We start from the raw sequence: 25040 nt of genomic DNA, 5'->3' as shown, positions 1-25040 counted from the left end.
GCGGGCGCGCTCGGCGCCGCGCCCTCCTCGGCCGTGGGTCCCCGCTGCTCGTCCACGGTGCGAGGGTACTCACCGCCGCCGACATCCGGAACCCCGCGGGCCCCTGCCCGGGCCTGGGCGCGACGCCTCCCCCGCACGGCGGATGCCCCGAGGCATCCGCGCCGCTAGCGTGAGGGGATGCAGCAGCAGCCCCCAGCCCCACCCGTGATCGAGGGCGTCGAGTGGGTCCGCCCGGGACCGACCCGGCGGCAGCTGCGCAACGACGTGCTGCTCGCCCTGGTGCTCGCCGCGGCGAGCGCGGCGAGCCTCGTGCTCTACCGCGCGACGGGCTACAACCAGGACGGCCCGTGGTGGGCCTCGCTCCTCTGGGCCGCGGCGATGACGCTGCCCCTGGCGCTGCGGCGGCGCTTCCCCGACGTCATCGCGGTCGTGGCGTCCGCCGCGTTCATCACCGGCGCGGTGCTGTACCTCAGCGAGGCGCTGTTCAGCAACATCGCCCTGTTCATCGCGATCTACACGGTCGGGGCGTGGGGGCGCAACCGCCGGCGCGCGTTCGTCGTGCGGCTCGTGATCGTCCTCGCGATGTTCGGCTGGCTGCTCTGGTCGCTCATCTACTTCTCGACGGTGCAGGAGGTGGCGCCCGAGCTCGGGCGCGAGGGCTTCCTCTCCCCCTACCTCGCCTACGGCCTCGTGAACGTGCTGACCAATCTGCTGTACTTCGGCGGCGCCTGGTACTTCGGCGACGCGAGCTACCGCTCGGCGCGCGAGCGGGCGGCGCTCGAGCAGCGCACGGCGGAGCTCGCCGCCGAGCGCGAGCGCTCGCGGCGGCAGGCGGTCCAGCTCGAGCGCGTGCGCATCGCCCGCGAGTTGCACGACGTCGTCGCGCACCACGTCTCGGTGATCGGCGTGCAGGCTGGGGCGGCGCGGCGGGTGCTGTCCTCGAAGCCGGATGCCGCGGTCGACGCGCTCTCGGCGATCGAGACGAGCTCCCGCGAGGCCGTGACCGAGCTGCACGCCCTGCTCGGCACCCTGCGCGCCGACGGCGAGCCGGAGCCCACCGCCAGCACGCTCGGCATCGCCCAGATCGAGACCCTCGCCGCGGAGGCGAGCGCGGCCGGGCTGCCGACCGCGTTCGCCGTGGTGGGCGAGCCGCGCCAGGCGCCGACGCTCGTCGAGGCGAGCGCGTACCGGGTCGCGCAGGAGGCGCTCACGAACGTGCGCAAGCACGCCGGCGCCGCGGCGACCGCCGATGTGCGCATCCGCTGGACGGCCGAGCGCGTCGAGCTCGAGGTCGCGAACACGGGGATCGTGCGGCGCAGCGCGGGCGACGCGGGCGAGACCGCCGGGCTCGGCCTCGTCGGCATGCGCGAGCGGGTCGCGGCCACGGGCGGGGAGCTCGAGCTCGGGCCGCGGGCGCGCGGCGGCTATCTCGTGCGGGCGGCGTTCCCGCTGCAGAGCGACGGGCGGCGGCCCGCGACGAACGGAGAAGCCCGATGATCCGCGTGCTCGTGGTGGACGATCAGAGCCTCGTGCGGGCGGGCTTCCGCACGATCCTCGACTCCGAGCCCGGCATCGAGGTCGTCGGCGAGGCGGAGGACGGCGAGCTCGCCGTCGCCCGCACCCTGGAGCTCGCGCCGGACGTCGTCTGCATGGACGTGCAGATGCCCAACGTCGACGGTCTCGAGGCCACCCGCCGGCTGACCGCCGATCCGCGCGTCGAGGCCGCGGTGCTCGTGCTCACGACCTTCGACCGCGAGGACTACCTCTTCGCGGCCCTCGAGGCGGGCGCGAGCGGCTTCCTGCTGAAGAACTCCAGCCCGGAGCGCCTCATCGACGCGGTGCAGGTGCTCGCGGGCGGCGAGGCGCTGCTCGCGCCCGACGTCACCAGGCGCGTGATCGAGGCGGCGCGGCGGCACGGCGTGCTCGCCGCGGGCGGCAGCGGCTCGGACGGCGCGGATGCCTCGGGCGCGCCCGGGCCCGCGCAGGTGCACGACGCCGGCGACGAGACATCCGCCCCGCCCGCGCGCTCGAGCGCGCCGCCCGAGCTCGACGCCCTGACCGATCGGGAGCGCGAGGTGCTCGTGCTGCTCGCCGAGGGGCTGTCGAACGCCGAGATCGCCGGGCGCATGTGGGTCGGCGAGGCGACGGTGAAGAGCCACGTGTCGAAGGTGCTGATGAAGCTCGGCCTGCGCGACCGGGTGCACGCCGTGGTCTTCGCCTACGAGCACGGGGTCGTCTCCCCCTCCGGCTGAACGGCACCGCCCCTGCCGCCTCCCAGGCGGCTCTCCCCCGCAGGGGGGAGGCGCGCGGCGGCGCAGGCGGGGGAACCCGTCGTGCGGCGGATGCCCGCGGCGTGCCGGTTGCCTAGCGTGGGAGCATGCTCGAACTCCAGCACCTCGGCAAGCGCTTCGGCGAGCGCGTCGCCCTCGACGACGTGTCGTTCCGCGTCGCGCCCGGCCGCCTGACCGGATTCGTCGGCGGCAACGGCGCCGGCAAGACGACCACGATGCGGATCGTGCTCGGCGTGCTCGGCGCCGACACCGGCACGGTCACGCTCGACGGCCACCCGCTCGGCACCGCCGACCGCCGCAGTTTCGGCTACATGCCGGAGGAGCGCGGCCTCTACCCGAAGATGCGCGTGCTGGAGCAGACTGTCTACCTGGCGCGGCTGCACGGCTGGTCCCCGGCGGCGGCCCGCCGCAACGCCGAGGAACTGCTCGAGCGCCTCGGTCTCGCCGAGCGGCACGACGACCCCGTCGAGAGCCTCTCGCTCGGAAATCAGCAGCGCGCGCAGATCGCCGCGGCGCTCGTGCACCGCCCCGAGGTGCTCGTGCTCGACGAGCCATTCTCGGGCCTCGACCCCATCGCGGTCGAGACGGTCCAGTCGGTGCTGTCCGACGCGGCCGACTCGGGCGCGCGCGTGCTGTTCTCCTCGCACCAGCTCGACATCGTGGAGCGGATCTGCGACGACCTCGTCATCATCGCCGGCGGCCGCATCCGCGCCGCCGGTTCGGGCGAGGAGCTCCGCGCGGAGCACGGCTCCGAGCGCTGGGAGCTGCTCACCGACGGCGACGCCGGCTGGGTGCGCGAGCTCCCCGGCATCGTGGTCACCGACTTCGACGGGGGCTGGGCCCGCTTCGAGGCGGACTCGGATGCCGCGCGCCGCGCGGTGCTCGCCGAGGCCCTCCGCCGGGGCGAGGTCGCCGGCTTCACCCGCGAGCACACGACGCTCGCCCAGATCTTCAAGGAGGTCGTGCAGTGAGCACGTCACGCAGCACCGCCGAGCTCCGCACGCCGAAGTTCACCGAGACGGTGGGCCTCATCGCGGGCCGCGAGGTCACCACGCGCCTGCGCAGCAAGGCGTTCCTCATCTCCACCGGCATCCTGATGCTCGCCGTGCTGGCCTCGGTCGTGCTCGGCGGCATCTTCGGCGGCAAGTCCGACCCGGCGAAGGTCGCCGTGGTCGGCGCGGCCGCGACGGCCGTCGAGGGCAATCCCGCCCTCGAGGCCGTGCCGGTCGACGACCGGGCTGCCGGCGAGGCGCTGCTCCGCGACGGCGAGGTCGACGCGATCATCGTGCCCGAGGCATCCGACCCGACCGGTCTGCAGGTCATCGGGCTCGACCGCGCTCCCGGCGGCGTGGTGCAGGCGCTGTCGGCGCAGCCCGGCGTCGAGCTGCTCGACCCGGCGACGGTCGACCCGCTGCTGGCGTACTTCATCGCCTTCGGCTTCGGCATCGTGTTCTTCATGTCGGCGATCACCTTCGGCTCGACCATCGCGCAATCGGTGGTCGAGGAGAAGCAGACCCGCATCATCGAGATCCTGCTGTCCACGGTCTCGGCGCGCGAGCTGCTGACGGGCAAGGTGATCGGCAACAGCGTGCTCGCGTTCGGGCAGATCATCGCGATCGCGGTGCTCGCCCTCGTCGGGCTGCTCGCGACGGGGCAGCGGGTGCTGCTCGGGGTGCTCGGCTCCTCGGTGATCTGGTTCGTGGTGTTCTTCGCGATCGGCTTCGTGATGCTCGCGGCGCTGTTCGCGGCGTCGGCGGCGCTCGTGTCGCGCGCCGAGGACGTCGGCTCGGTGACCTCGCCGGTGACGATGCTCGTGATGATCCCGTACTTCGCCGTGGTGTTCTTCTTCGACAACCCGACGATCCTGACGGTGATGAGCTACATCCCGTTCTCGGCGCCGGTGGGGATGCCGGTGCGCATCTTCCTCGGCCAGGCCGAGTGGTGGGAGCCGGTGCTCTCGCTGCTGATCCTCGTCGCGACGACCCTCGCCGCGCTCGCGATCGGCGACCGCGTGTACCGCAACTCGCTGCTCCGCACCGGCACGCGGGTGAAGCTCGCCGAGGCGCTGCGGGGGTAGCGAGGCCTTCCAGCTGTATCGACACCTCGGGCCCGGGTTCGCGAGGTGTTCACCTTCCTCGGGGGACGTGGCGGCCGGTTCGCGCCGGATCCGCGTGAACCCGCGGCGAACGTGTCTCGACAAGCGGCGTTTTCGCTTGAACCACCCTCGGGGCCCTCCGAAGACTGGGCAGCGCGCGGCATCCGCCGCCGCATCGCCCCGAAGTCCGGAGACCCTCATGCCCTCGCCGAACCGCGCCGCCCGCGCCGTCTCGACCTCGCTCCTCGCTGCCGCGCTCGTCGCGGTGCCGGTCTGCGCCCAGGCGGCCGCAGCCCCGGCCGCCGCGCTGCCCACCGCTCAGGCCGCAGCCCCGACCGCCGTCCAGCCCGCCGCCGCCCCCGAGCGCGCGGTGAAGACCCTCGTCGTCGGCATCGACGGCGCGAGCTTCGACTTCCTCGAGCCCGCGGGCATGCCGACCCTCGCCGGCCTCCGCGCCGCCGGCCTCACCGCCTCGAGCAATCTGTACGCGCAGCCGATGGCCGGCACGATCTCGGGCGCCGGCTGGTCGAGCATCGCCACGGGCGTCTGGCCCGACAAGCACCGCGTCGTCGACAACAGCTTCAGTGACCCGAACTACGCCGAGTACCCCGACTACCTGACCCGCATCGAAGCGGCCGCCCCCGAGCGCGAGACGCTCGTCGTCGGCACGTGGACGCCGATCCCGCAGACGGTCTTCGGCCCCGCCGTCGACGAGCGCGTCGCGGGCGGCAACGACGCCGGGACGACGGCGAAGGTCGTGCAGGCGCTCTCCACGGGCGACCCCGACGACGTGTTCGTGCACCTCGACGAGGTCGACGGGGCCGGCCACTCGGTCGGCACGAACGGCACCGCCTACGGCGAGGCGCTGCGCCGGGCCGACGCGCAGCTCGGCGAGATCCTCGCGGCGATCGACGCCCGCGCGACGCGGGCCGCCGAGGACTGGCTCGTCGTCGTCACCGCCGACCACGGGCACACGCCGACCGGCGGCCACGGCGGCAACTCCGCGGCCGAGCGCAAGACCTTCGTCATCGCCGCGGGCCCCGGCATCGAGGCGGGCTCGGTGCGGCACGACGTGAAGATCACCGACATCGCCCCGACCGTGCTCGCCGCCGACGGCATCGCGAACGACCCCGCCTGGGGCCTCGACGGCACCGCGCTCGGCGAGCTCGAGGGCGACGACTTCGACACCCTGCGCCCGGTGCTGAAGCCGCAGCAGGACGAGACCCGGCCCGGCGCCGGCGTACTCGGCTGGACGCACGAGGCCCCGAGCGGCTGGACGATCGACAATTCGAAGATGCCCGCGGGCGGCGTCGCCGAGTGGGCGGGCTGGTCGTTCGCGACCGACGACTTCTGGACCGGCGCGGAGCGCGGCCAGATGCGCGAGACGAGCGTGCGCAACCGCGACGTGTTCGCCGTCGCCGACTCCGACGAGTGGGACGACAAGACCCACGACCCCGGCCAGTTCGACTCGACCCTCGTGAGCCCCGCCTACCCGCTGAGCGGTGCGGCGACGGCGACGCTCGCCTACGCGACGAACTACTTCATCGACGGGCCCCAGTCGGCCGAGGTCTCGGTGAGCTTCGACGGCGGCGAGCCGCAGTCGCTGAAGAACTACCGCATCGACACGAACCGGTTCGAGCGGCTCGAGTTCGAGGTGCCCGCGGGCGCGCGGGCCGCGCAGTTCCGCTTCCACTACACCGGCACGAACAGCGCCTTCTGGACGGTCGACCAGGTGCGCCTCGAGCAGGACGCGGCCCCCGCGATCACCGCGCCCGGCGCCCCGACCGGCGTGACGGCGACGGCCGGGGACGGCCGGATCGCGGTGTCCTGGACGGCGCCCGAGTCCGACGGCGGCGCGCCGATCACGGGCTACACGGCGACCGCGACGCCGGTCGCCGCGGCACCTGCTGCTGAGACGGCGGGCGCGGATGCCTCGGTGCTCGCCGCCGCCGCGCCGCTCAGCTGCACGACGACCGGCACCGCCTGCACGATCGGGGGCGCCGTGAACGGCTCCGCGTACACGGTGCGGGTCGTCGCCGCGAACGAGGCCGGCACCTCGGCGGACTCCGAGCCCTCGGCCGAGGTCACGCCGACGGCGGCCACCACCCCGGTCGACCCGGGCACGGGCGGCGGCACCGGCGGCACCGGCGGCGGCTCGACGGGCGGCGGCTCCGGCTCGGCCGGCAGCGGCGCGGATGCCTCGGGCTCCCTCGCGGCGACCGGCACCGAGTGGGCGCTGCCGTTGGCCGGGCTCGCGGCGGCCGGGCTCCTCGGCGGCCTCGGGCTGCTGGCGGCGCGCCGCCGTCGCCCCAGCGCCGGCTGATCCACCCGGCCCACTCCTGCCGAGGGGGTCGGATCCCGACCGGAGCACGACCGCGATGCGGTGGCTCAGTCGGAATCCGACCCCTTCGCGCAGTGGCCTCCGCCGCTCAGGCCGCGGTCGCCCGCGCCAGTTCCCCGGCGGCGTCGAAGCCGAACACGCCGCCCACCATCGTCGCCCCGACCTCGAGCTCGCGGATGCGCTCGGGCGCCACCCGCAGCGGATCGTCCGAGAGCACCACGAGGTCGGCGAGCTTGCCGCGCGAGAGCGCCCCCTTCCGCGCCTCCTCGTGCACGGCGTACGCCGAGCCGATCGTGTACGCCCGCAGCGCCTGCGCCGGGGTGAGCGCCTCGTGCAGTCCGATCGGGGCCCCGCTCGCGGAGCGGCGGTTCACCATGTCGTGCAGGCTGATCAGCGGCTCGCCCGGCACGACCGGGGCATCCGTCGATCCCGGCAGCTCGACGCCCGCGTCGACGAAGCTGCGCATGCGGTACGCGAGCTGCGCGCGCTCCTCGCCGAGAGCCGCGAGGAAGCCGTCGCCGAGCGCCGAGACGAAGCGCCCCTGCGGCACGGGCACGAGCCCGCCCGCGACGATCCGGCGCACCTGCTCGTCGGAGGCGACGCCGACGTGCTCGATCCGGTGCCTCGCGTCGGCCCGGGGCATCCGCCGCTGCGCCTCCTCGTACGCATCGAGCACGACGTCGAGCGCGCCGTCGCCGATCGCGTGCGTCGCGAGCTGCCAGCCGTTCTCGTGCCCGCGGAGGATGAACCGGCGGATCTCCTCGGCCTGCCACTGCAGGTAGCCGGCGTTGCCGGGGGTGTCCGCGTAGTCGCAGCACATCGCCGCCGTGCGGCCGATGAGCGAGCCGTCTGAGACGACCTTGATCGGGCCGATCCGCAGCCACTCGTCGCCGAGCCCGCTGCGGATGCCGAGGTCGACGCCCCAGCCGTCGACCCCGTCGCCGAGCGGCCCGAGATCGTGGATCGCGTCGATGTACGGCATGAGCGTCACCCGGGTGCGCAGCAGGCCGCGCTCCCGGGCGAGCTGGAACGCCCGCACGTCGGCGGGGCCGTGCCCGATCAGGGTGCCGCCGATGCCGGGCTCCGTGACGCTCGTGACGCCGTTGCGCAGCGCCCACTCGCTCGCGGCGGCGAGCGCGGCGACGAGCTCCTCCTGCGGCACGGGCTTCAGCACGTGGTTCACGAGCTGCATCGCCTGCTCCTGCAGCAGGCCGGTCGCCCGGCCGCCCTCGCGCACCATGCTGCCGCCGGCGGGGGCCTCGAGCGCGTCGGGGTCGGCGTGCCCGGCGCGACGGAACGCCTCGGTGTTCGCGACGGCCATGTGATTCGAGTTGTGCACGAGGTAGACGGGGCGGCCGCCGGCGATCCGGTCGAGCACGGCCCGGTCGGGGTGGGCGCCGATCTTGTTCTGGTCGTAGCCGTTGCCGATGACCCAGGCGCCCTCGGGCTTCGCGGCGGCCCACGCCTCGACCCGCGCGTAGAGCGCGTCGAGGGTGGGCGCCTGCTCGAAGGCGAGGTCGAGCTGCACCTGCTCCTTGCCGAGCATCGAGAAGTGCAGGTGGGCGTCGTTGAACCCGGGCACGACGGGGGCGCCGCCGAGGTCGAGCTGCTCGTCGGCGACGACGCCGTGCAGCTCCTCGTCGAAGCCGACGACACGGCCGCCGAGGATGCCGACGCGATTCGCGGTCGGCCGCTCGGGGTCGAGCGTCGTGATGCGGGCGTTGCTGAGGATGGTGTCGATGCGCATGTCGGGGTGCGGCTCCTTACTCCGCGTTCCGCAGCTCGCGCTCGCGCGCCGCGGAGAATCCGGTGATCGCGGCGAGCGCGAGCACGCCGGCGACGGTGATGACGATGAGGGCGATGAAGAAGCCGGCCACGCCGCCCCAGTGCCCGCCGCCGAGGTTCAGGAACAGCTGGGCGAGCAGCGGCGTCGTGCCGCCGATCAGGGTGGAGCAGAGCTGGTACGAGAGCGAGACGCCGCTGTACCGCACCTCGACGGGGAAGGCCTGCGCGAGGAAGCCCGCGAGCACCGCGTAGTAGCCGGTGCCGGCGATCATCGACAGGCCGATGCCGAGCAGGATGAGCCAGGGCTCGCCGGTCGTGACGAGGAGGAAGAGCGGCACGGCGAGCAGGGCGCTCGCGGCGAGGCTCCAGATCATGAACTTCGTCGTGCCGACCCGCTCGGCGATGCGGGTGCCGATCGGCTGCCAGACGAACTGGATCACCGCGCCCACGAGCAGGATGTTCAGCATCACCTGACGGTCGACGCCGAGGGTGGTGGTGGCGTAGGAGAGCATGAAGGTGCTGACGAAGTACGCCATGCCGATGCCGAGGCCGCTCGCGAAGACGGCGGCGACGACGGTCTTCCAGTGGTGCTTCAGCAGCTCGAAGAGGGGCACCTTCACGGTCTCGGCGGCGGCCTTCGTCTGGGCGAACTCCTCGGGCTCCTCGAGGCGGAGGCGGATGACGAGGCCGATGACGACGAGCAGCGCGGAGAGCAGGAACGGCATCCGCCACCCCCAGGCGAGGAACGCCTCGTCGGGCAGGAAGGCGGCGAGCGCGAAGGCCGTCGTGGCGAGGATGTTGCCGGCAGGCGAGCCCTGCTGCACGAACATGCCGCCGCGCACGGCCTTCGACTTCGGCCCGGACTCGGCGGCGAGCAGCACGGCGCCGCCCCATTCGCCGCCGACGGCGAAGCCCTGCAGGGCGCGCAGCAGGGTGAGCAGCACGGGCGCGGCGACGCCGATGGTCGCGTACCCGGGGAGGATGCCGATGCAGAAGGTCGCGACGCCCATGATCAGCAGGGTGGCGACGAGGGTGTTCTTGCGGCCGAGTTTGTCGCCGAGGTGGCCGAAGACCATGCCGCCGATCGGGCGGGCGAGGAAGCCGGCCCAGAAGGTGGCGAAAGAGGCGAGGATGGCCGTCGAGGCATCCACGTTCGGGAAGAACACGGGGCCGAAGGCGAGGGCGGCGGCGGTGCCGTAGATGTAGAAGTCGTACCACTCGACGGTCGTGCCGAGGAAGGCGGCGATGCGGGCGGTGCGGCCTTGCCGCTCGGGGGAGGTGCGGGCGCTGGGGCGCGTCTCGGTCTGTGCCATGGGTGCTCCGTTGCGGGGGATGGGTGCTGACGAGGTGGATGTCCCGGGATCGCCCCATTCTGCGCGCGGCGGCATCATGCTGTCGAATACCGAATCTGCACTGTTTTCATGCCTCAATGGCATGACCTGTGGATGGCGGAGTCGCCGGGGCAGGGCCGCCCACTACGGTCCAGCCATGACCCGCTCGCCCCTCGCTCCGCTCTCGTTCGCCGCCGGCCTGCTCGCGCTCCTCGTCGTGCTCGGCTTCCGCCTCGTCCTCTCCGCGCTGTACTGGGGCGGCTCCTTCACCGTCGTGTCCCTCGTGCAGTTCGCCCCGATCGCGCATGTGGCCCAGTTCGCGCTCGCGGGCCTCCTCGCGGCGGCGGCGATCGCCGGCGGCAGCGTCGTCCTGGTCCGGCGACTCGCCCGCCCGGCTCTCGCCGGCGCGGCCATCGCGCTCGCCGCCGCCGCCGTCGCCGAACTCCTCGTCGGCCTGCTGCTCGGGCCGTACCCGCTCTTCAACTGAGCGGGCTGCCCGAATGCACCTCTGCTACGTGGACGACTCCGGCGATTCGAGACACGGAACGACCCTCACCGCGCTGATCGTCGAGGACGCGCACTGGACGTCGGTGCTCGACGCCTGGCTTTCGGGCAGGCGGGAGATCCACCGGGCGTTCGGGGTTCCGAAGCTCCGCGAGCTGCACGCCAACGAGCTGTACAAAGGTCGCGGGAGGTACTGCGAATCGTCCGCCGACAACCGCCGCTTTGGCGCGGCGCAGCGTGCCGCCACCGGCCGGATCATGCTCAGCCACCTCAGCAAGCGCAGCGCATTCACGGTCCTCACCGTCGGCTCGACAGATCGGTCGCCCGCAACGCTCTACGCGCGTTTCGTCGCACGCCTCGAGGACTGGGCGGAGGCGCGGGACACCCGAGTCCTCGTCTTCTACGACGGGCAGCAGGGGACCGACGAGGCACCCGAGCTGGACCCCGCGCAGCGTCGGAACATCTGGGAACGCGCCGTCCGATCAGCGGCCCCCTACCGTGCGGCGCACCGCGCCCTCGAGCTGCGCTCGCGGCGCATCCTCGAGGATCCCATGATGCAGGACAGCCGGTACAGTCAGCTGATCCAAGCTGCCGACCTCCTGGCGTATGGTGCCTACCACCGCCACAGACAGCGCCACCCCGAGATCTGGACGGCACCGCACGCCACGAGCGCGGCCGCCGTCCGCGCATATCTGCAGGCGCGCGCCCACTGGCCCGACGACACTGACGACGGGGTCTACTGGCTCGACTGAGTGACGCCCGCCAACGCAAGAACCCCCAGCCTGGGCCAGGGGTTCGCGGGGTGCAAGACCCTCCGAGCGACCTCACGGGTCGCATAGGGCCTTGCATGAAGAAATGTACCAGTTCACGGCGATGCCCGCGCCCGTCCTCCACACGCGGCGACCGCCCATGGCATGCTTTCGACATCCCCAAACGGTCTGTGGCATGCCTTGGAGGCATCGATGGAGCTCCGCGTCGTCAAGTACTTCCTCGCCGTCGCCGAGGCGGGGTCGATCACCGAGGGCGCCCGCCAGGTGCGGATCTCGCAGCCCGCGGTATCCCGGCAGCTGCGCGCGCTCGAGCAGGAGCTCGGCGTCGAGCTCTTCGAGCGCGGCCACGGTGCGCTCCGGCTCACCCAGGCGGGTCGGCGCTTCCTCGGAGTCGGGCGGGACCTCGTGCGCCGAGAGCAGATGGCCCGCAACGCGGTCGGCCTCGAGCGCCCGCTCGAGACCCGGCTCGTCGCCGTCGCGCCGTTCGCCACGATCCTGCGCACCCTGGCGCCCTTCGCCGCAGCGCACGGCGCGAGGCATCCCGTCATCGACGCGATCGAGTGCGAGCCGAGCCTCGTGTTCGAACGCACCGTCGCGCTCGGCGCGGACTTCGGCGTCTCGACGGTGCCGCCGCCCGCGGACTGGGCGGGGCACCGGCTCTCCCCCATCGGCATCAGCGCGCAGGTCGCCCCGGGGCATCCGCTGCACGGCCGGCCCGACGTCGAGGTCGCCGAGCTCGTGCGCCATCCGCTGATCCTGATGGACCGCACGAACCAGGCCCGGATGGTCTTCGACGACGCGCTCGCGGAGTCGGGCCTCGCCCTGCCCGACGCCACCGAGCTGAGCTCCTCGTTCATGGCGCAGGGCCTCGCCGCCGCCGGTCGGGGCGCCGCCGTGCTCACCAACGAGGCGGTGTTCGGCCTGCATCCCGTGCGCGTCATGCGCGACGGCCGACAGGTGCGGATGTCGCTCTACGCGGGCTGGGACGCCAGCCACTACGCCGCCGGGCTCATCGAACGCTGGGTCGCGGAGTACGGCGACTGGCTGCAGACCGTCGACGACGTCGCGAACGTGGACGCCCCGGCGGCGAGCGTCTAGTCCGACACCCGCTCGGCCGGCGCGAGCCGCGACGGGTCTGCGAACCGATCGGCCTCAGCGCGGGCGCTCGGGATCCGGCGGCGCGATGGTGCCGTCCGCCCCGATCCGCGCCGCGCGCTCCGGGAAGTCGCGCGCCCCGAACTCGGCCATGAGCCGCGCCGCCGTCCCCTCCGGATCCGGCCGCGGCACGCCGCCCTCCTGCTCGAAGTCGATCGAGCGCACTCGCCCGCCGGCGAAGCGGCCGTCGGCCTCGAGCGTCACGTCGAGGTACGCGCCGTACCTCGTCGCCTGCTCGGCGCCGAACACGCCGCCGCCGCCGAAGTTGCCGAGGCTGTACGCGATGAGCCGCCCCCGGTAGAACTCCATCCCGCGCAGCGAGTGCGGGCCGTGCCCGATCACGAGGTCCGCGCCGGCGTCCACGACCGCGTGCGAGAAGGCGACCACGTCGCCGCGCTGCTCGCCGTAGGCCTCCTCGGGCCCGGGGGTCACGACGTTCGCCGTCGGCCCCTCCGCCCCCATGTGCGCGTGCACGATGACGAGATCGGCGCTCTCGGCCGCGGCGGCGACGAGCCGCCGCGCGTGCCGGAGGTCGGTGACCCGGTTCGTGTCCCGGTAGGGGGCGAAGCCGATCACCGCGACCGTCGTGTCGCCGATGCGGGTGCAGGCGATCTCGTTCCGATCGCCGACCGAGCGGATGCCGCTCGCCGCGAGGTTCGCGCGGGTGTCGGCGTACCCGACGGGGCCGAAGTCGCCCGTGTGGTTGTTCGCGAGGTTCATGAGGTCGAAGCCGTCGAGGATCCGGGCCGTGTCGGGGGCGCTGCGGAAGGCGAGGCAGTCCGCAGCGCCGCCGCACTTGTCGTAGCCGGGGTCGTCCGCGATCACCTGCTCCAGGTTGCCGGTGACGAGGTCCTGCGTGAACCACGGCCGCACGGCGTCGAAGTGCGCCGCACCGCCGTCGGCGGGCACCACGTGGCCGACGTCGTGCATGAGCACGTCGCCGACCGCGCCGATGCTCACGCGCCCCGGCTCGGCCGCGGCCTGCACCGGCGGATTCCCGTCGCAGCCGGGGATCGCGGTCGCCCGGACGGCGACGACGCCGCTCGCGACGACGAGCGCGACGACGACGACCGCGCGCCAGGCGGGCCCGCGGGACGGTCGCGGCGCGGGACGGGGAGCGGATGCCTCGACGGCGGCGGCCCTCGCCGAGGCATCCGTGCGCCGCTCGGGCAGCTCGAAGAGCCAGTCGGCGCCGCCGCGGACCAGCACGCGCTCGAGCCCGACGCAGGCCGCGACGATCACCGCGGTCACCGCGATCGGCAGCGCGACGGCGGCAGCGAGCTGCACGGGGCGCGAGACGAGCGAGAGCCACTCGACGAGCACGATGTCGACGACGGCGAGCAGGGGCATGTGCAGGAGGTAGATCGGGAGGCTCCGCCGCCCGATCCAGGCGGCGCCGGGTCCGAGCATCGGGATCCGGGCGAAGGCGGGCGCCGCGGCGAGACCGAACGCGACCCCCACGAGGCTGACGAGGGGCCAGACCCCGGGCACCGTCTCGCTGCCCGTCAGCCGCATGGCCGCGAACACCGCGAGGTAGCCCGCCCCGAAGAGCGCGAGCGGCGCCGGCCGCACCCGGCCCGCGAGCCGGCGCACGTGCGGAGCGAGATGGAGCCCGAGCAGGAAGAAGGTGAGGTTGTAGAGCAGTGAGCCGCGGTTGCTCACGATCTCGACGTAGCCGGCCGCGACGACGACCGAGAGCACGGCGGCCGCCCCGACGACGAGCCACGGCGACACCCGGGCGAGCGCCTTCGCCACGAGGAAGTAGAGCGCGAGCGCGAAGAGGTACCAGGTGTTCGGCGGGCTGATCGTGACGGCCTCGACGAACTCGGCGACGCCCCGCGGCACGAGCGTCGGGAAGTCGGGGAACGCCCAGAGCGCCGCGGTGTGGATGAGCGACCAGAGCAGGTAGAGGTACAGGAAGCGCACGACCCGGGTGCGCAGCACGAGCGCCCAGGGCCGTGAGAACGCCGCCGCCGCGAAGGTCCCGGAGACGAGCAGGAAGAGCGGCATGAGGAACGGCCAGATCAGGTCGGCGAGCAGCCCCCACGCCCCGGGGATCGGCACGCCGAGCTGCCAGTCGACCTCGAGGTAGCTCTTCATCACGACGTGCCAGAACACGACGAGCACGATGAGCACGCCCTTGACGACGTCGCCCCAGGTCTCGCGGGGCGCTGCCGGCCCGCTGCGCGCGGTCGACGCCGGCCGGCCGGTCCCTTCGACCCGGCTCATGCGGTGCGCCCGAGGCTGCTGCCGGCCGGGGCATCCGCCCGGTGTACGCGCGCCACCCGGGCGCCGACCCGCGTCACGAGCTCGTGTTCGATGGTGCCCGCCCAGCCGGCCCACTCGGCGACCGTCGGCTCGCCCGCGTCGCCGGGACCGAACACGGTCACCGGCTCCCCCGGCCGGACCCGCTCGCCGCCCGTGTCCACCACGACCATGTCCATCGAGAACCGGCCGACGAGCGGGCGGCGCCGACCCCGCACGAGGACCTCCGCCCGCCCCGACGCGGCGCGCGGCACGCCGTCCGCGTAGCCCAGCGGCAGCAGCGCGAGGTTCGTCCGCGCCTCCGCGACGTGATCGAGGCCGTAGCCGACCCCGGTGCCGGCCTCGACCTCGCGGGACCCGACGACGCGCGTGACGAGCGACAGCGCCGGCCGGAGCGAGGTCGAGCTGCCGGACGGGTCGATGCCGAAGAGTCCGGCGCCGATGCGGTGCAGGCCGAAGCCCGCCCCGTCACCCGTGACCGTCGCCGCGGTGGCCGCGAGGTGCACGACGTTCGGCGAGAGCCGACGCCGCCGCGCGGCCAGCACCGCGTTGACGAAGCGCTGACGCTCGAGCCGGCTCTGCGGGTGGCCGGGGATCTCCGCGCACGAGAGGTGCCCCATGATCCCGACGACGCGCACGGAGCCCTGCAACTGCAGCTCCTGCGCGAGTTCGCAGAGCGCGGACCAGCCCTCCCGCGGGCAGCCCTCCCGGGCCATCCCGAGGTCGATGTGCAGGTGCACCCGCGCCCGCCGCCCGAGCTGCGCCGCCGCCCGGCTCACCGCGCCGAGCACGGCGGCGCTGGGCACCGCCAGATCGACGTCGGCGGCGACGGCCGCCGAGAAGTCGGCGTCGGGGGCGTTCAGCCAGCTGAGGATCGGCGCGTCGATGCCTCCCGCCCGCAGCGCGAGCGCCTCCTCCGAGGAGGCGACGCCGAGCCAGCTCGCGCCGGCGTCGAGCACGACCCGGGCGACGCGCTCGTGCCCGTGGCCGAAGGCGTCGGCCTTGATGACGGCCATCAGGCGGCCGTCGGTCGACGCCGCGAAGTGCGCGGCGTTCGCGCGGATCGCGTCGTGGTGCACGAGGAGTTCGGATGCGGGTGGGGCCATGCGGCCAGTCCAGCGGCGGGCGTGTTGCGCGGCCGTCTGCGGATTCCGATACGCCCACGCAACATCCGGACCGCTGGACTCGACGACGAGGAGGCAGCCATGTCACGACCGCACCCCCCGAGGGAGCCCGCCGCAGGGACCGCCCGGCGCATCGCCGTCGTGTCCGGCGGCACGAGCGCCGAGCACGACGTGAGCGTCGCGAGCGCCGCCGCCGTCGAGGCCGCGCTCGCCCGGATCGGCGTCGAGGCGGTCCGACTCCGCGTCGAACGGGACGGCTGCTGGAGCAGCCGCGGGCGCCCGCTCGGCCCGAGCCCGGCGGCTGGCCTCGCCGCGGCACTCGAACTGCTCGCCGACTGCGACGCCGTCTACCCGATGATCCACGGCGCCCCGGGCGAGGACGGCGCGCTCGCCGCGCTCGCGACGCTCGCCGGGATCCGAGTGATCGGCTCCCCGCTGACGGCGAGCGCCGTGACCATGGACAAGGAGCTCACCAAGCTCGTCGCCGCTGCGAACGGCGTCGACGTCGCCCCGGGTCGCTGCCACAGCGCGGCCGAGCTCGACGCCGGCATCCCGTTCGTCCGCCCCGTCATCGTGAAGCCGGCGACCGCGGGCTCCAGCCACGGCGTGCGGCTCGCGCGCACCGCGGCCGAGTTCGCGGCGGCGATCGCGGAGGCGCGGCTGTTCGACGAACGGGTGCTCGTCGAACAGCCCGTCGTGGGCCGCGAGATCGACGTCGCCGTCGTCCGCACGGCGGCCGGCGAACTGCTCGTCCCGCCGCCGCTCGAGATCCACGGGGACGGCGTGTTCGACGCTGCGACGAAGTACGACGGCTCGGCGCGGTTCACGGTGCCCGCGGCGATCGACGACGCCACCGCTCGGCGGCTGCAGGACACCGCCCTCCGACTCTTCGAGACGCTCGGCTGCGACGCGATCGCGCGCCTCGACTTCTTCGTCACGCCGGACGGACGCCTCGTGCTGAACGAGATCAACACGATCCCGGGCATGACCGCGCACTCGCAGGTGCCGCGCATGTTCGCCGCCGCCGGCGTCTCCTACGAGGAGCTCATCGCCGCGGTCGTCGGGGCGCCCGTCCCGACGCGCACGCCCGCTACCGTGGGGGCATGAGCGACGCACCCGAGATCAGCCACCCCGAGCTCGGCGCCTTCCGGCGCGCCCGCACCGAGCTGCTCGACGGCGAGGTCCTCGACCACGACTGGTACTCGGCGCTCATCGAGATCGACGGCGAGTCCGTGGAGCTCACCGCGGCGAGCGGATCGCCCGAGGAGGTGCGCGCGATGCTGCCGCGGATCGCGGAGACCGTGCAGGCGCTGCCGACGCTCCGCCGGGTGTTGAGCGACGCGGTGGTCACGGGCTTCAGCGAGGGCGGGCCGACCGCCGCCGAGCTCGACGACGCCGCGAGCGACCTCGAGCTGCAGACGATCGAGGCGCACCCCGATGGGACGGTCACCGTGCACCTCGACGATTCCTGCGGCGAGCACTTCCCCGAGGGCTACTGGCCCGCCGTGCACCTCGACCGTGACGGCGCCGTCACGGACGTGACCGTCGAGGCCTGAGCCACCGGGCGCGCTTCGACGAGCTCAGCGGGCCAGGCGCGCGCTTCGACGAGCTCGCTTCGACGAGCTCAGCGGGCCAGGCGCGCGGCATCCGTGCGTCGACGGGGCGCGCGGCGCGCGTTCCGTGCGCCACCCGGTGAGACGCTGCCAGGGAGCGGGTGGCAGGATGGTTCGGTGACTTCGCAGCTCCACGACACGACGTTCCGCGGTTTCGCCAGCGACAACTACTCCGGTGTGCACCCCGCCGTGCTCGCCGCCATCCAGGCCGCGAACGACGGCCACCAGGTCGCCTACGGCGAGGACGCCTACACCGAGCGCCTGCAGGAGGTCTTCGCCGGGCACTTCGGCGAGGGGATCGAGGCGTTCCCCGTGTTCAACGGCACCGGCGCGAACGTCACCGGGCTGCAGTCGATGCTGCCGCGCTGGGGCGCCGTCGTCAGCGCGAAGACCGCGCACATCAACTCCGACGAGGGCGGTGCGCCCGAGCGCGTCGGCGGCATGAAGCTGCTCACCGTGGCCGCCGAGGACGGCAAGCTCACCCCCGAGCTCATCGACCAGGAGGCCTGGGGCTGGGGCGACGAGCACCGCGCCCAGCCGCTCGTCGTGTCGATCACGCAGACCACGGAGCTCGGCACCGCCTACACCGTCGAGGAGGTGCGGGCGATCGCCGATCACGCGCACTCGCTCGGCATGAAGCTGCACCTCGACGGCGCCCGCATCGCGAACGCCGGCGCCTCGCTCGGCGTCCCGCTGCGCGCCTTCACCCGCGACGCGGGCGTCGACGTGCTGAGCGTCGGCGGCACGAAGAACGGCGCGCTCGGCGCGGAGGCCGTCGTCGTGCTGAACCCCGAGGCATCCGAGGGCCTGAAGTACCTGCGCAAGCTGAACATGCAGCTCGCCTCGAAGATGCGCTTCGTCTCCGCCCAGCTCATCGCCCTGTACGAGGGCGAGCTGTGGCTCGAGAACGCGCGGCACTCGAACGCGATGGCCCGCCGGCTGCGCGACGCGCTCGACGCCGGCATCGCGGCGGGCGAGCTGCCCGGCCTCGGCTTCTCGCAGGAGACGCAGTCGAACGGCGTCTTCGCCGTGCTCCCCGAGGGCGTCGCCGACCGGCTCCGCGAGCGCGGCTTCCGCTTCTACGACTGGGATGCCTCGCGCGGCGAGGTGCGCTGGATGTGCTCCTTCGACACCACCGAGGCCGACATCGACGCCTTCGTCACCGGCATCCGCGAGGAGCTCGCCGCGCGCTGACCGCGCGCGCTGACTGCGCGCGCCACGCGCCGTCAGTGCGCTCAGCGCGAGGCGGCGGCCACGTGGCCCCGCAGCGGGTTGCCGGCCGACATGGTGACGAGCCGCGCGGCGCCGTCGAGCGGGTCGGTCGAGCCGATCTCGACCTCGACCGCCGGGATCTCGTACCGCACCGCGCGCTCGAATGCACCTGCCAGGCGGGTCGAGCCGAAGACGCCGCCGACGGCGCGCACGGTCGGCGCGGCGGCGAGGTCCTCACCGACCCGGCGGAGGCCGGTGACGGCGGCGTGCGCGAGTTCGCGCGCGGCGCCGTCGACGATGCCGGCAGCCACCGGGTCGGTCTCCGCGAGCTCGGCGACGGCGCGGGCGTAGCGGGCGACCCGGCGGATCCGCTCCCCGTCGCCCTGCAGCACGATGTACGCGTCCTCGAGCTCGGGGAACTCCTCGCGCACGACGGCGGTCAACGCCGTCGCCTCGCCGCGCCCGTCGTGCGCGCGCATGACGGCCTCGAGCGCGGCGCGGCCGATCCAGTACCCGCTGCCGGCATCCCCCATGATGTTGCCCCAGCCGTCGATGCGCGCGACGGCCGTCGCCCCGACCGCGAGCGTGACGACGCCCGTGCCCGCCGCGACGACGACGCCCGGCGCCTCATCGAGGGCGCCGAGGTAGGCGGTGATCGAGTCGTGGGCGAGGATCAACTCGCGCGTGCCGAGCGGCGCGGCCGCCTCGATGAGCGGCTCGGCGTCGAAGTCGGGGGAGGTCAGCCCGGTCGTGCCGATGCCGACGGCCTCAGCCGTGAGCCCGCGCGCGGCGGCGCCCCGGATCGCGTCGGCGAGCTGCGGCGGCAACGGCTGGTCGGTGCGGACGCCCGGCTCGGCCCACTCGACGACGCCGGCGGAGGAGCGGTGCCGCACCTTCACCCCGGTCTGCCCGGCGTCGATCGCGAGCACGCTGGCGGGCACGCGCGCGGGCGCGTCGGCTGCGGAATCCATACGGGTATTGTGCCCGCTCCCCGGCACCCCGGACGACGCGCACGGAATAGGCTCGAAACTCGATACGTTCGAATACACGGGTCAAGGGCGCCCCGGCAGCACTCCACCTCCACGAAAGCCGCACCATGACCCTCGTCACCGATCTCACCAGCCGCAAGGCCGCCACCGAGGCCCCGCTCATCGATCCGCTCGCCGAGCGCTGGAGCCCCCGCGCCTTCGACCCGGAGGCCGTCGTCGAGTCCGAGAAGCTCCGCACCATCCTCGAGGCGGCGCGCTGGGCCCCCTCGGCGAACAACTCGCAGCCGTGGCGCTTCATCGTCGCCCGCCGCGGCACCGCCGCCTTCGCCTCGCTGCACGGCGCGATGGCCGGCTTCAACAAGGAGTGGGCCGACTCGGCCGCCGTGCTCATCGTGAACATCGCCGAGACGGTGGATGCCGAGGGCCGCCCGCGCCCATGGGCCCGCTACGACCTCGGTCAGGCCGTCGCGCACCTCACCGTGCAGGCACAGCACGAGGGGCTGCACACGCACCAGATGGGCGGCTTCGACGCGCAGGCCATCCACGAGGCGTTCGGCCTCGACGAGCGCCACGAGGTCGTCTCGATCACCACGATCGGCGCGCTCGGCGACGTCGACCGGCTCTCGGACGTGCTCCGCGAGCGCGAGGTCGCCCCGCGCCAGCGCAAGCCGCTCGCCGACTTCGTCACCGTCGGCGAGTAGCCGGTCGCGGCGCGGGGGCCGGCCCGCCGCCCGCCTCAGTGCAACGGCACCGGCGCGGTCGGCGGGTCGACCCGTTCGGACGCCGCCGGCACCGGCATCGCCTCCATGGCCCGCTTCACCCGCCACGCCGCGAACACCGCGATGACGCTCACGGCGAGGTGCATGCCGAGGAACACGTCGGCGAGCCCGGCGCCGAGCAGCACGCCCGCGACGAGCGGGCCGGCCGCCGAGAACGCGGTCTGCAGGGCGCCGATCGTGCCGAGCGTCTGCCCGACCATGCCCTTCGGCGCGAGCTGCGCGGTGAGCGGGTTCAGCACGGGGCTGTAGATCGTCTCGCCGATCGCGAAGACGCCGTAGGTCGTCACGAACAGCGCGGTCGCGATGCCCGGCGCGAACTGCGCGGCCGAGAGCGCGAGCCACGACACCACCCAGATCATGCCGACGACCATGAGCAGCGACGGCGCGCTGCGCCTGGCGGTGAGCTTCACGACGAGCACCTGCAGCGCGACGATCACGATGCAGTTGACGGCGGCGGCGATGCCGATCGCCGAGGCGTCGACGCCGAGCACGGTGAGCCCGTACGCGGGAAGGCCGGACTCGAACTGGGCGTAGAAGCCGAGCGCGAGCGTGACGGTGACGATCGCGGTCCACCGCAGCGCGGGCGTGCGCAGGATCGCTCGGACCACGCTGCGGTCGCGCTTGGCCGCGCGCACGTCGACGGCCGCGATCGCGCCCGTGGCGGCCTCGATCGCCCCGACGCTGCCCGTCACCGGGCGTCCGTCGGCGACCGCCGCGACGGCGAACTCGCTCGGCACGACGGCGCCGCGGCCCGCGAGCGCGATGATCGCCGAGGAGAGCACGAAGCCCGCGGCCGCCATCGCGAAGCCGACGTCGAGCCCGTCGGGCCGGCCGAGGTCGACGATCTGCCCGGCGAGGAACGCGCCCGCCGCCATGCCGAGCGACTCACCCGTGAACTTGTAGGCGAACACCTTGCGCCGGTCGTCGCTCGTCGACCACTGCAGCGCGAGCACCTGCTTCGCGGGCACGGCCCCGGCGAGGCCGAGCCCGAAGACGAGCATGCCCGCGAGGAAGAGGCCGGGGCTGTCGATGAAGGCGAGCGCGCCGACGCCGGCCGCGCCGATGAGCTGCGCGACGACGGCGACGAGCACCGGGTTGAAGCGGTCGGCCAGGCGCCCGGCGATGGGCGCGGCGACGAGCGCGCCGATGGAGAAGAGGGAGGATGCCCCCGCGGCCACGAGCGCGCCCCAGCCGCGGGTGTCCGCGGCGTAGGCGTACTGGTAGGGCAGCACGGCCCCCCAGCCGAGCATGCCGATGGCGGAGGCGAAGATCAGCAGTTTCGCGCGCATGGGGTCGCGCCCCCTTTCAGAGTCTCAGCTTCGGTGGGCTCGCGACGGGATGCCGTCGCGGGCCGAGGTCCGGATGGTGCTCGCGACGGGCTCTCCCGGCGCCGCACCGGGCCGAGGCATCCGCGCGCTTCGAATACGAACTATTCGATGTCGAAATATTAGCAACCGAACGAGCCGTGCGAGAATTCCCAGATGGCCAGACGCATCCCGAGCGCCCCGGAGCTGCACCGCCGGGCCGTCGCGACCTACGTCGCCGCCGGCGGCGAGGAGTCCGTGCAGCGCGTCATCACGGCCGTGCAGAGCCTCACGAAGAAGCTCGACCAGTGGTATGTCCGACAGCTCGCGGATCTCGACGTGACGGCCGGGGAGTGGGCGGTCGTCACCTCCCTCGCGAAGGCCGGCGAACCGCTCACCCCGAGCCAGCTCGCCGACCTCACGAACGTGGCCCCGTCGTCGATGACCCATCGGCTCGACAAGCTCGCCGAACGCGGACTCGTCGAACGCACCCCCGACGACGCGAACCGCACCCGCATCTTCGTGAACCTCACCGAGGAGGGCTGGCAGCTGTTCAGCCTCGCCATCCGCAGCTCCGATGTCGTCGAGTCCGACGTGCTGCAGGATCTCAGCGACGAGGAGCGCGGCGAACTCGCCCGCCTCCTGGAGGTGGTCATCGACCGCCTCGACGACATCGAGGCCTAGCCCGAACCGAGCCCGCGAGGCCCCGGCTCAGTCGGCGTCGCGCTCCCGCTCGGCCCGCGGCTGCCACTCCTCCAGCCTGCGGTGCAGCTCGGCGTGGGCGACGGCGGCCGCGATGAACCGCTCCCGGAACCGCTGCACGGCCGGCCTGGCATCGGTCGCGTCCTTTGCCTGCCGCAGGCGCCGATTCGCGGGGCCGACGCGAGCGGCGAGCCGCTGCAGGGCGGGCGGCAGCGCCGGCAGCGCTGAGGCGGCGGCGAGCTCGGCGGGCACCAGCACCGCACCGTGCTCGGCGCTCTCGATCACGCCCCACGCTTCGACACCCTCGGCCTCGAGGACCCCCGCGGAGGTGACGGTCAGCCGGGCGTAGAACGCGCGCTGCGTCTCACCCTGGCCGACCACGCCGACCGGGCGCCGCTCCCGGAAGTGCGCGTGCAGTCGCGCGACGGCGTCGTCGGGCACGCGATCCGCGTCGTACCAGGCGATCCGCTCAGGCACCGACGCGCACCGGGCACGGGTGCGTCGAATGGTCGCGGGCGAGAGGACAGGATCGGGGGAGCAGTGCACGCATAGGACCACTGAATCACACCGCGCCACCGTCGGTGAAGCCTGCGCGCCCGATTGGCGATCCGGCCGCCGAGGAGCCGAGCGATGGTCACAGTTTGGAGATCTTGGTATCCCTGTGGTCGGCAAGGGGCCATGAGTTGGATGATCCGCACGAACGATTCCCGCCGGAGCGACACCGCACCCTACGCTCAGCCTCGGGGTCACCCACCTCGCTCCGGGCAAGGGGTTGCATCGGAGTCGGGGACCGCGGAGTCCGCCGGCCCCCCTTCGGCGGGCTCCGCGGGCCCCTCTTGCCGCGTGGTATCCCCGGAGTTACACTCCGCTCGTGGGATATCCGTCGAGCCGCCGGCAGCCTCGGGTAGCGGTCGGAGATCGGGTCAGCGGATGTTCGTCTCCTGACGCTCCGGTTCGGGTTCCGGGCTCAGCAGACCCGGGATGCCGCCCCGCCTCCCTTCGGGGCCGCATCCCGGCCCCGCCCGTGCCTCGCCGTCAGCCGGGGGCGCTCACGTCGCGGCGCGCAGCGCCTCCGCGAGCTCCGGAGCGAGCCCTGGCACCTCGTCGACCGGCACCGCGAGGGCGAGCAGCGCCCGGCTGAAATAGTTCCGGGCCGCGGCGGCGAGGGTCAGGTCGACGATCTGCCGGTCGCTGAAGCCCGCGTCGCGCAACTCCTGCGTGTCCGCATCCGTCATGGCCGCGGGATCGCGCGAGAGGCGCTCGGCATAGCGGATGACGAGCCGCTCGTCGTTCCGGAACCCCGAGTCGTCGCCCGCGGCGAAGGCGGCGAGCCCGGCCTCGTCGATGACCTCGGCACGGAGCGCCTTGCGCCCGTGCGCGAGCAGGCAGTGCTCGGAGCCGATGGCGCGCGCCGCGCCGAGCGTCGCCGCCTCGTACAGGCGGATGCCGATCGACGGCACGACCGCCCGGACCAGCGCCTCGAACGCCCGGTACGCCTCGGGGTTGGTCGCCATCGCCGCGGTGTGCGCGTAGACGAGGCCGTCCGCTCGCAGGTCGTCGTCGTAGAGCTCGGCGACCGTGCCCGTCGCGGACTCTGCCGCGGGTGGGGTGATGATCATGGCCGCAGGCTAGGCCCGCGCACCCGCGACCGCGCGGATCGGCGGACGGATGGCCGCGACCCGTGAGAGCCCGGCGCCGGCCGACCACTCCCGCGCCGGCAGCTGCGCCTGCGCGACCGCGCTCGCCCAGATCCGGGTGGCGAAGCCGCCCCGACGGGCGAGGGCTTCGGCGATCGCATCCTTCTGCGGCTCGTCGAGATCGGCGAAGGGGGCGAACAGCGCGAACACGGCTCGCGTCTCCCGCCCGTCGAGCTGCTCGCGGCAGGCCGTGACGACCCCCTCCGGCAGCGCCTCGACGTAGGCCTGCAGGTCGGCGGCGAGCCGACGGTCGAGACGCCCCTGCGCCGGGCGCGGCAGTTCCTCGTCGGCGGCGACGGCGCCCCACAGCTCGAGCCTCGCCTCGCGGCGGGTCACCCGCCCGCGTTCGAGCCGGTCGAGCAGCCGGTCGCACGCCCCGCCTGCGGCGGCCCCCGAGAGCCCCGCGGCCGCGGCATCCGCGGTTCCGTCGCTCGTGGCGCGCGCGTCCACCGCCCGCGAGAGCAGCACGTCGACGACGTCGGCGTCGTAGCGGTCGATCGAGAGCGGTTTCGAGAACCCCTCCACGAGGTGGAAGCGCTCCACCGGGCGGTGCCGCGGGTTGAAGTCCGGCCCGAGGCGCACCTCCTCGGCGAGCGCGGCGACCGCGCGGCTCGACAGCGAGCGGCCGAGCACCGCCTCCTCCGCCGCGACGCGTTCCTTCAGGATGCGCAGCGCCTTCGCCGTCTCGTGGCGAACCGGCCCGTTCACGAAGCGGGAGCACACGGTGGTCGCCACGCGCTGCACGATCGCGCCGGGGACGGGATGCCCCGCCTCGAGCCGTTTCGCGAGCTCCAGCAGGGTTTCGCCGATGGCGTCCTGCACGTCGGCGTCGCCGAGGCCCATGCGGGAACGCAGCCCGCGCACCGCGCGGACGGTCTCGTCGAGGAGCTCCGCAGCGGCCCGGCGCACCTCGTGCGGATCGTCGCTCGCGAGATCGACCGTCCAGTCGCGCGGGGCCGTGACGGGCTGCGCGTTCCCGGCTGGGCGGTCGAGGTGTTCCACGCGCCCATCGTGCGCGGCGCCGAATCGCCGGAGGCCCCCGCGGATCCCCCGGATCCGACGCAGTGGTCGCCGCCGATCCAC

22 protein-coding genes are annotated in these 25040 nt (G+C 73.9%); 13 read left to right on the top strand and 9 right to left on the bottom strand.

The window, feature by feature from the left end:
* Positions 1–177: 177 nt before the first annotated feature.
* From QSJ60_RS03220 to QSJ60_RS03200, 5 genes are all read left to right on the top strand, one after another.
* Positions 178–1497, top strand: a complete 1320-nt coding sequence (locus QSJ60_RS03220; RefSeq protein ID WP_285462518.1) for a sensor histidine kinase — start codon at positions 178–180, stop codon at positions 1495–1497.
* On the top strand, positions 1494–2252 hold the full coding sequence (locus QSJ60_RS03215) for a response regulator (RefSeq protein ID WP_285462516.1): 759 nt from the start codon (positions 1494–1496) through the stop codon (positions 2250–2252). Before QSJ60_RS03220 ends, QSJ60_RS03215 begins: the two co-directional genes overlap by 4 nt.
* Positions 2253–2377: 125 nt before the next feature.
* On the top strand, positions 2378–3262 hold the full coding sequence (locus tag QSJ60_RS03210) for an ABC transporter ATP-binding protein (protein WP_230767400.1): 885 nt from the start codon (positions 2378–2380) through the stop codon (positions 3260–3262).
* Positions 3259–4368 (top strand): ABC transporter permease, encoded by a 1110-nt coding sequence (locus QSJ60_RS03205; RefSeq protein ID WP_285462513.1) that lies wholly within the window; start codon positions 3259–3261, stop codon positions 4366–4368. The genes QSJ60_RS03210 and QSJ60_RS03205 overlap by 4 nt, the downstream gene beginning before the upstream one ends.
* Before the next feature lie 217 nt (positions 4369–4585).
* Positions 4586–6709, top strand: coding sequence for an alkaline phosphatase family protein (locus QSJ60_RS03200; protein WP_285462511.1), 2124 nt, complete (start codon positions 4586–4588; stop codon positions 6707–6709).
* Positions 6710–6815: 106 nt separating this feature from the next.
* Here the strand turns inward: QSJ60_RS03200 and QSJ60_RS03195 are convergent, their stop codons facing one another.
* Together QSJ60_RS03195 and QSJ60_RS03190 are read right to left on the bottom strand one after the other, a co-directional pair.
* A complete protein-coding gene (locus QSJ60_RS03195) occupies positions 6816–8474 on the bottom strand; it encodes an amidohydrolase (protein WP_285462509.1) in 1659 nt (552 codons plus the stop codon).
* A 16-nt stretch (positions 8475–8490) separates the two neighbouring features.
* A complete protein-coding gene (locus QSJ60_RS03190) occupies positions 8491–9825 on the bottom strand; it encodes an MFS transporter (protein WP_285462507.1) in 1335 nt (444 codons plus the stop codon).
* 175 nt (positions 9826–10000) lie between these two features.
* Between QSJ60_RS03190 and QSJ60_RS03185 the strand changes: the two genes are divergently transcribed.
* From QSJ60_RS03185 to QSJ60_RS03175, 3 genes are all read left to right on the top strand, one after another.
* A complete protein-coding gene (locus tag QSJ60_RS03185; protein ID WP_230767385.1) occupies positions 10001–10330 on the top strand; it encodes a hypothetical protein in 330 nt (109 codons plus the stop codon).
* 28 nt (positions 10331–10358) lie between these two features.
* Positions 10359–11099 (top strand): DUF3800 domain-containing protein, encoded by a 741-nt coding sequence (locus QSJ60_RS03180; protein WP_285462505.1) that lies wholly within the window; start codon positions 10359–10361, stop codon positions 11097–11099.
* Between the two features lie 210 nt (positions 11100–11309).
* Positions 11310–12215, top strand: coding sequence for a LysR family transcriptional regulator (locus tag QSJ60_RS03175; protein WP_285462503.1), 906 nt, complete (start codon positions 11310–11312; stop codon positions 12213–12215).
* Positions 12216–12269: 54 nt separating this feature from the next.
* Here QSJ60_RS03175 and QSJ60_RS03170 read toward each other — a convergent pair whose 3' ends face one another.
* Together QSJ60_RS03170 and alr are read right to left on the bottom strand one after the other, a co-directional pair.
* Positions 12270–14501 carry a CapA family protein gene (locus tag QSJ60_RS03170; protein ID WP_285462502.1) on the bottom strand — a complete coding sequence of 744 codons (2232 nt, stop codon included), beginning with the start codon at positions 14499–14501 and terminating at the stop codon, positions 12270–12272.
* A complete protein-coding gene (alr, locus tag QSJ60_RS03165) occupies positions 14498–15643 on the bottom strand; it encodes an alanine racemase (RefSeq protein ID WP_285462501.1) in 1146 nt (381 codons plus the stop codon). Before alr ends, QSJ60_RS03170 begins: the two co-directional genes overlap by 4 nt.
* A 99-nt stretch (positions 15644–15742) precedes the next feature.
* On the opposite strand from alr, the gene QSJ60_RS03160 reads away from it, so the two are divergent.
* The 3 genes from QSJ60_RS03160 to QSJ60_RS03150 all read left to right on the top strand — a co-directional run bounded on the left by QSJ60_RS03160 (position 15743) and on the right by QSJ60_RS03150 (position 18468).
* Positions 15743–16768, top strand: coding sequence for a D-alanine--D-alanine ligase family protein (locus tag QSJ60_RS03160; protein WP_285462499.1), 1026 nt, complete (start codon positions 15743–15745; stop codon positions 16766–16768).
* Positions 16765–17217 carry a hypothetical protein gene (locus QSJ60_RS03155; RefSeq protein WP_285462497.1) on the top strand — a complete coding sequence of 151 codons (453 nt, stop codon included), beginning with the start codon at positions 16765–16767 and terminating at the stop codon, positions 17215–17217. The genes QSJ60_RS03160 and QSJ60_RS03155 overlap by 4 nt, the downstream gene beginning before the upstream one ends.
* 174 nt (positions 17218–17391) lie before the next feature.
* Positions 17392–18468 carry a threonine aldolase family protein gene (locus QSJ60_RS03150; protein ID WP_230767369.1) on the top strand — a complete coding sequence of 359 codons (1077 nt, stop codon included), beginning with the start codon at positions 17392–17394 and terminating at the stop codon, positions 18466–18468.
* A gap of 41 nt (positions 18469–18509) precedes the next feature.
* Here QSJ60_RS03150 and QSJ60_RS03145 read toward each other — a convergent pair whose 3' ends face one another.
* Positions 18510–19457 (bottom strand): BadF/BadG/BcrA/BcrD ATPase family protein, encoded by a 948-nt coding sequence (locus QSJ60_RS03145; RefSeq protein WP_285462495.1) that lies wholly within the window; start codon positions 19455–19457, stop codon positions 18510–18512.
* 125 nt (positions 19458–19582) lie between these two features.
* Here QSJ60_RS03145 and QSJ60_RS03140 point away from each other — a divergent pair, with 125 nt between their 5' ends.
* Positions 19583–20176 (top strand): nitroreductase family protein, encoded by a 594-nt coding sequence (locus QSJ60_RS03140; protein WP_285462494.1) that lies wholly within the window; start codon positions 19583–19585, stop codon positions 20174–20176.
* 35 nt (positions 20177–20211) lie between these two features.
* On the opposite strand, the gene QSJ60_RS03135 is transcribed toward QSJ60_RS03140, so the two are convergent.
* Positions 20212–21543, bottom strand: coding sequence for an MFS transporter (locus tag QSJ60_RS03135; RefSeq protein WP_285462492.1), 1332 nt, complete (start codon positions 21541–21543; stop codon positions 20212–20214).
* Between the two features lie 192 nt (positions 21544–21735).
* Here QSJ60_RS03135 and QSJ60_RS03130 point away from each other — a divergent pair, with 192 nt between their 5' ends.
* Positions 21736–22242, top strand: coding sequence for a MarR family winged helix-turn-helix transcriptional regulator (locus QSJ60_RS03130; RefSeq protein ID WP_285462490.1), 507 nt, complete (start codon positions 21736–21738; stop codon positions 22240–22242).
* 27 nt (positions 22243–22269) lie between these two features.
* On the opposite strand, the gene QSJ60_RS03125 is transcribed toward QSJ60_RS03130, so the two are convergent.
* From QSJ60_RS03125 to QSJ60_RS03115, 3 genes are all read right to left on the bottom strand, one after another.
* Positions 22270–22737 (bottom strand): hypothetical protein, encoded by a 468-nt coding sequence (locus QSJ60_RS03125; protein ID WP_285462489.1) that lies wholly within the window; start codon positions 22735–22737, stop codon positions 22270–22272.
* Positions 22738–23309: 572 nt separating this feature from the next.
* A complete protein-coding gene (locus QSJ60_RS03120) occupies positions 23310–23879 on the bottom strand; it encodes a carboxymuconolactone decarboxylase family protein (protein ID WP_285462487.1) in 570 nt (189 codons plus the stop codon).
* Positions 23880–23888: 9 nt separating this feature from the next.
* A complete protein-coding gene (locus tag QSJ60_RS03115; RefSeq protein WP_285462485.1) occupies positions 23889–24959 on the bottom strand; it encodes a hypothetical protein in 1071 nt (356 codons plus the stop codon).
* Positions 24960–25040: the final 81 nt, after the last annotated feature.

Source organism: Agromyces sp. NBRC 114283, assembly GCF_030268405.1.
GTDB classification, from domain to species: domain Bacteria; phylum Actinomycetota; class Actinomycetes; order Actinomycetales; family Microbacteriaceae; genus Agromyces; species Agromyces mediolanus.
The sequence above is the reverse complement of the archived record's forward strand: the minus strand, read 5'-3'. Positions and strand labels throughout refer to the sequence as shown.

What these genes read in the sequence shown, in the direction of transcription:
- QSJ60_RS03195 (WP_285462509.1), bottom strand. Translation starts at nt 8,474, where the DNA reads ATGCGCATCGACACCATCCTCAGCAACGCCCGCATCACGACGCTCGAC.
- QSJ60_RS03140 (WP_285462494.1), top strand. Translation starts at nt 19,583, where the DNA reads ATGACCCTCGTCACCGATCTCACCAGCCGCAAGGCCGCCACCGAGGCC.
- QSJ60_RS03190 (WP_285462507.1), bottom strand. Translation starts at nt 9,825, where the DNA reads ATGGCACAGACCGAGACGCGCCCCAGCGCCCGCACCTCCCCCGAGCGG.
- QSJ60_RS03185 (WP_230767385.1), top strand. Translation starts at nt 10,001, where the DNA reads ATGACCCGCTCGCCCCTCGCTCCGCTCTCGTTCGCCGCCGGCCTGCTC.
- QSJ60_RS03210 (WP_230767400.1), top strand. Translation starts at nt 2,378, where the DNA reads ATGCTCGAACTCCAGCACCTCGGCAAGCGCTTCGGCGAGCGCGTCGCC.
- QSJ60_RS03200 (WP_285462511.1), top strand. Translation starts at nt 4,586, where the DNA reads ATGCCCTCGCCGAACCGCGCCGCCCGCGCCGTCTCGACCTCGCTCCTC.
- QSJ60_RS03220 (WP_285462518.1), top strand. Translation starts at nt 178, where the DNA reads ATGCAGCAGCAGCCCCCAGCCCCACCCGTGATCGAGGGCGTCGAGTGG.
- QSJ60_RS03215 (WP_285462516.1), top strand. Translation starts at nt 1,494, where the DNA reads ATGATCCGCGTGCTCGTGGTGGACGATCAGAGCCTCGTGCGGGCGGGC.
- QSJ60_RS03160 (WP_285462499.1), top strand. Translation starts at nt 15,743, where the DNA reads ATGTCACGACCGCACCCCCCGAGGGAGCCCGCCGCAGGGACCGCCCGG.
- alr (WP_285462501.1), bottom strand. Translation starts at nt 15,643, where the DNA reads ATGGCCCCACCCGCATCCGAACTCCTCGTGCACCACGACGCGATCCGC.
- QSJ60_RS03120 (WP_285462487.1), bottom strand. Translation starts at nt 23,879, where the DNA reads ATGATCATCACCCCACCCGCGGCAGAGTCCGCGACGGGCACGGTCGCC.
- QSJ60_RS03155 (WP_285462497.1), top strand. Translation starts at nt 16,765, where the DNA reads ATGAGCGACGCACCCGAGATCAGCCACCCCGAGCTCGGCGCCTTCCGG.
- QSJ60_RS03130 (WP_285462490.1), top strand. Translation starts at nt 21,736, where the DNA reads ATGGCCAGACGCATCCCGAGCGCCCCGGAGCTGCACCGCCGGGCCGTC.
- QSJ60_RS03175 (WP_285462503.1), top strand. Translation starts at nt 11,310, where the DNA reads ATGGAGCTCCGCGTCGTCAAGTACTTCCTCGCCGTCGCCGAGGCGGGG.
- QSJ60_RS03170 (WP_285462502.1), bottom strand. Translation starts at nt 14,501, where the DNA reads ATGAGCCGGGTCGAAGGGACCGGCCGGCCGGCGTCGACCGCGCGCAGC.
- QSJ60_RS03145 (WP_285462495.1), bottom strand. Translation starts at nt 19,457, where the DNA reads ATGGATTCCGCAGCCGACGCGCCCGCGCGCGTGCCCGCCAGCGTGCTC.
- QSJ60_RS03135 (WP_285462492.1), bottom strand. Translation starts at nt 21,543, where the DNA reads ATGCGCGCGAAACTGCTGATCTTCGCCTCCGCCATCGGCATGCTCGGC.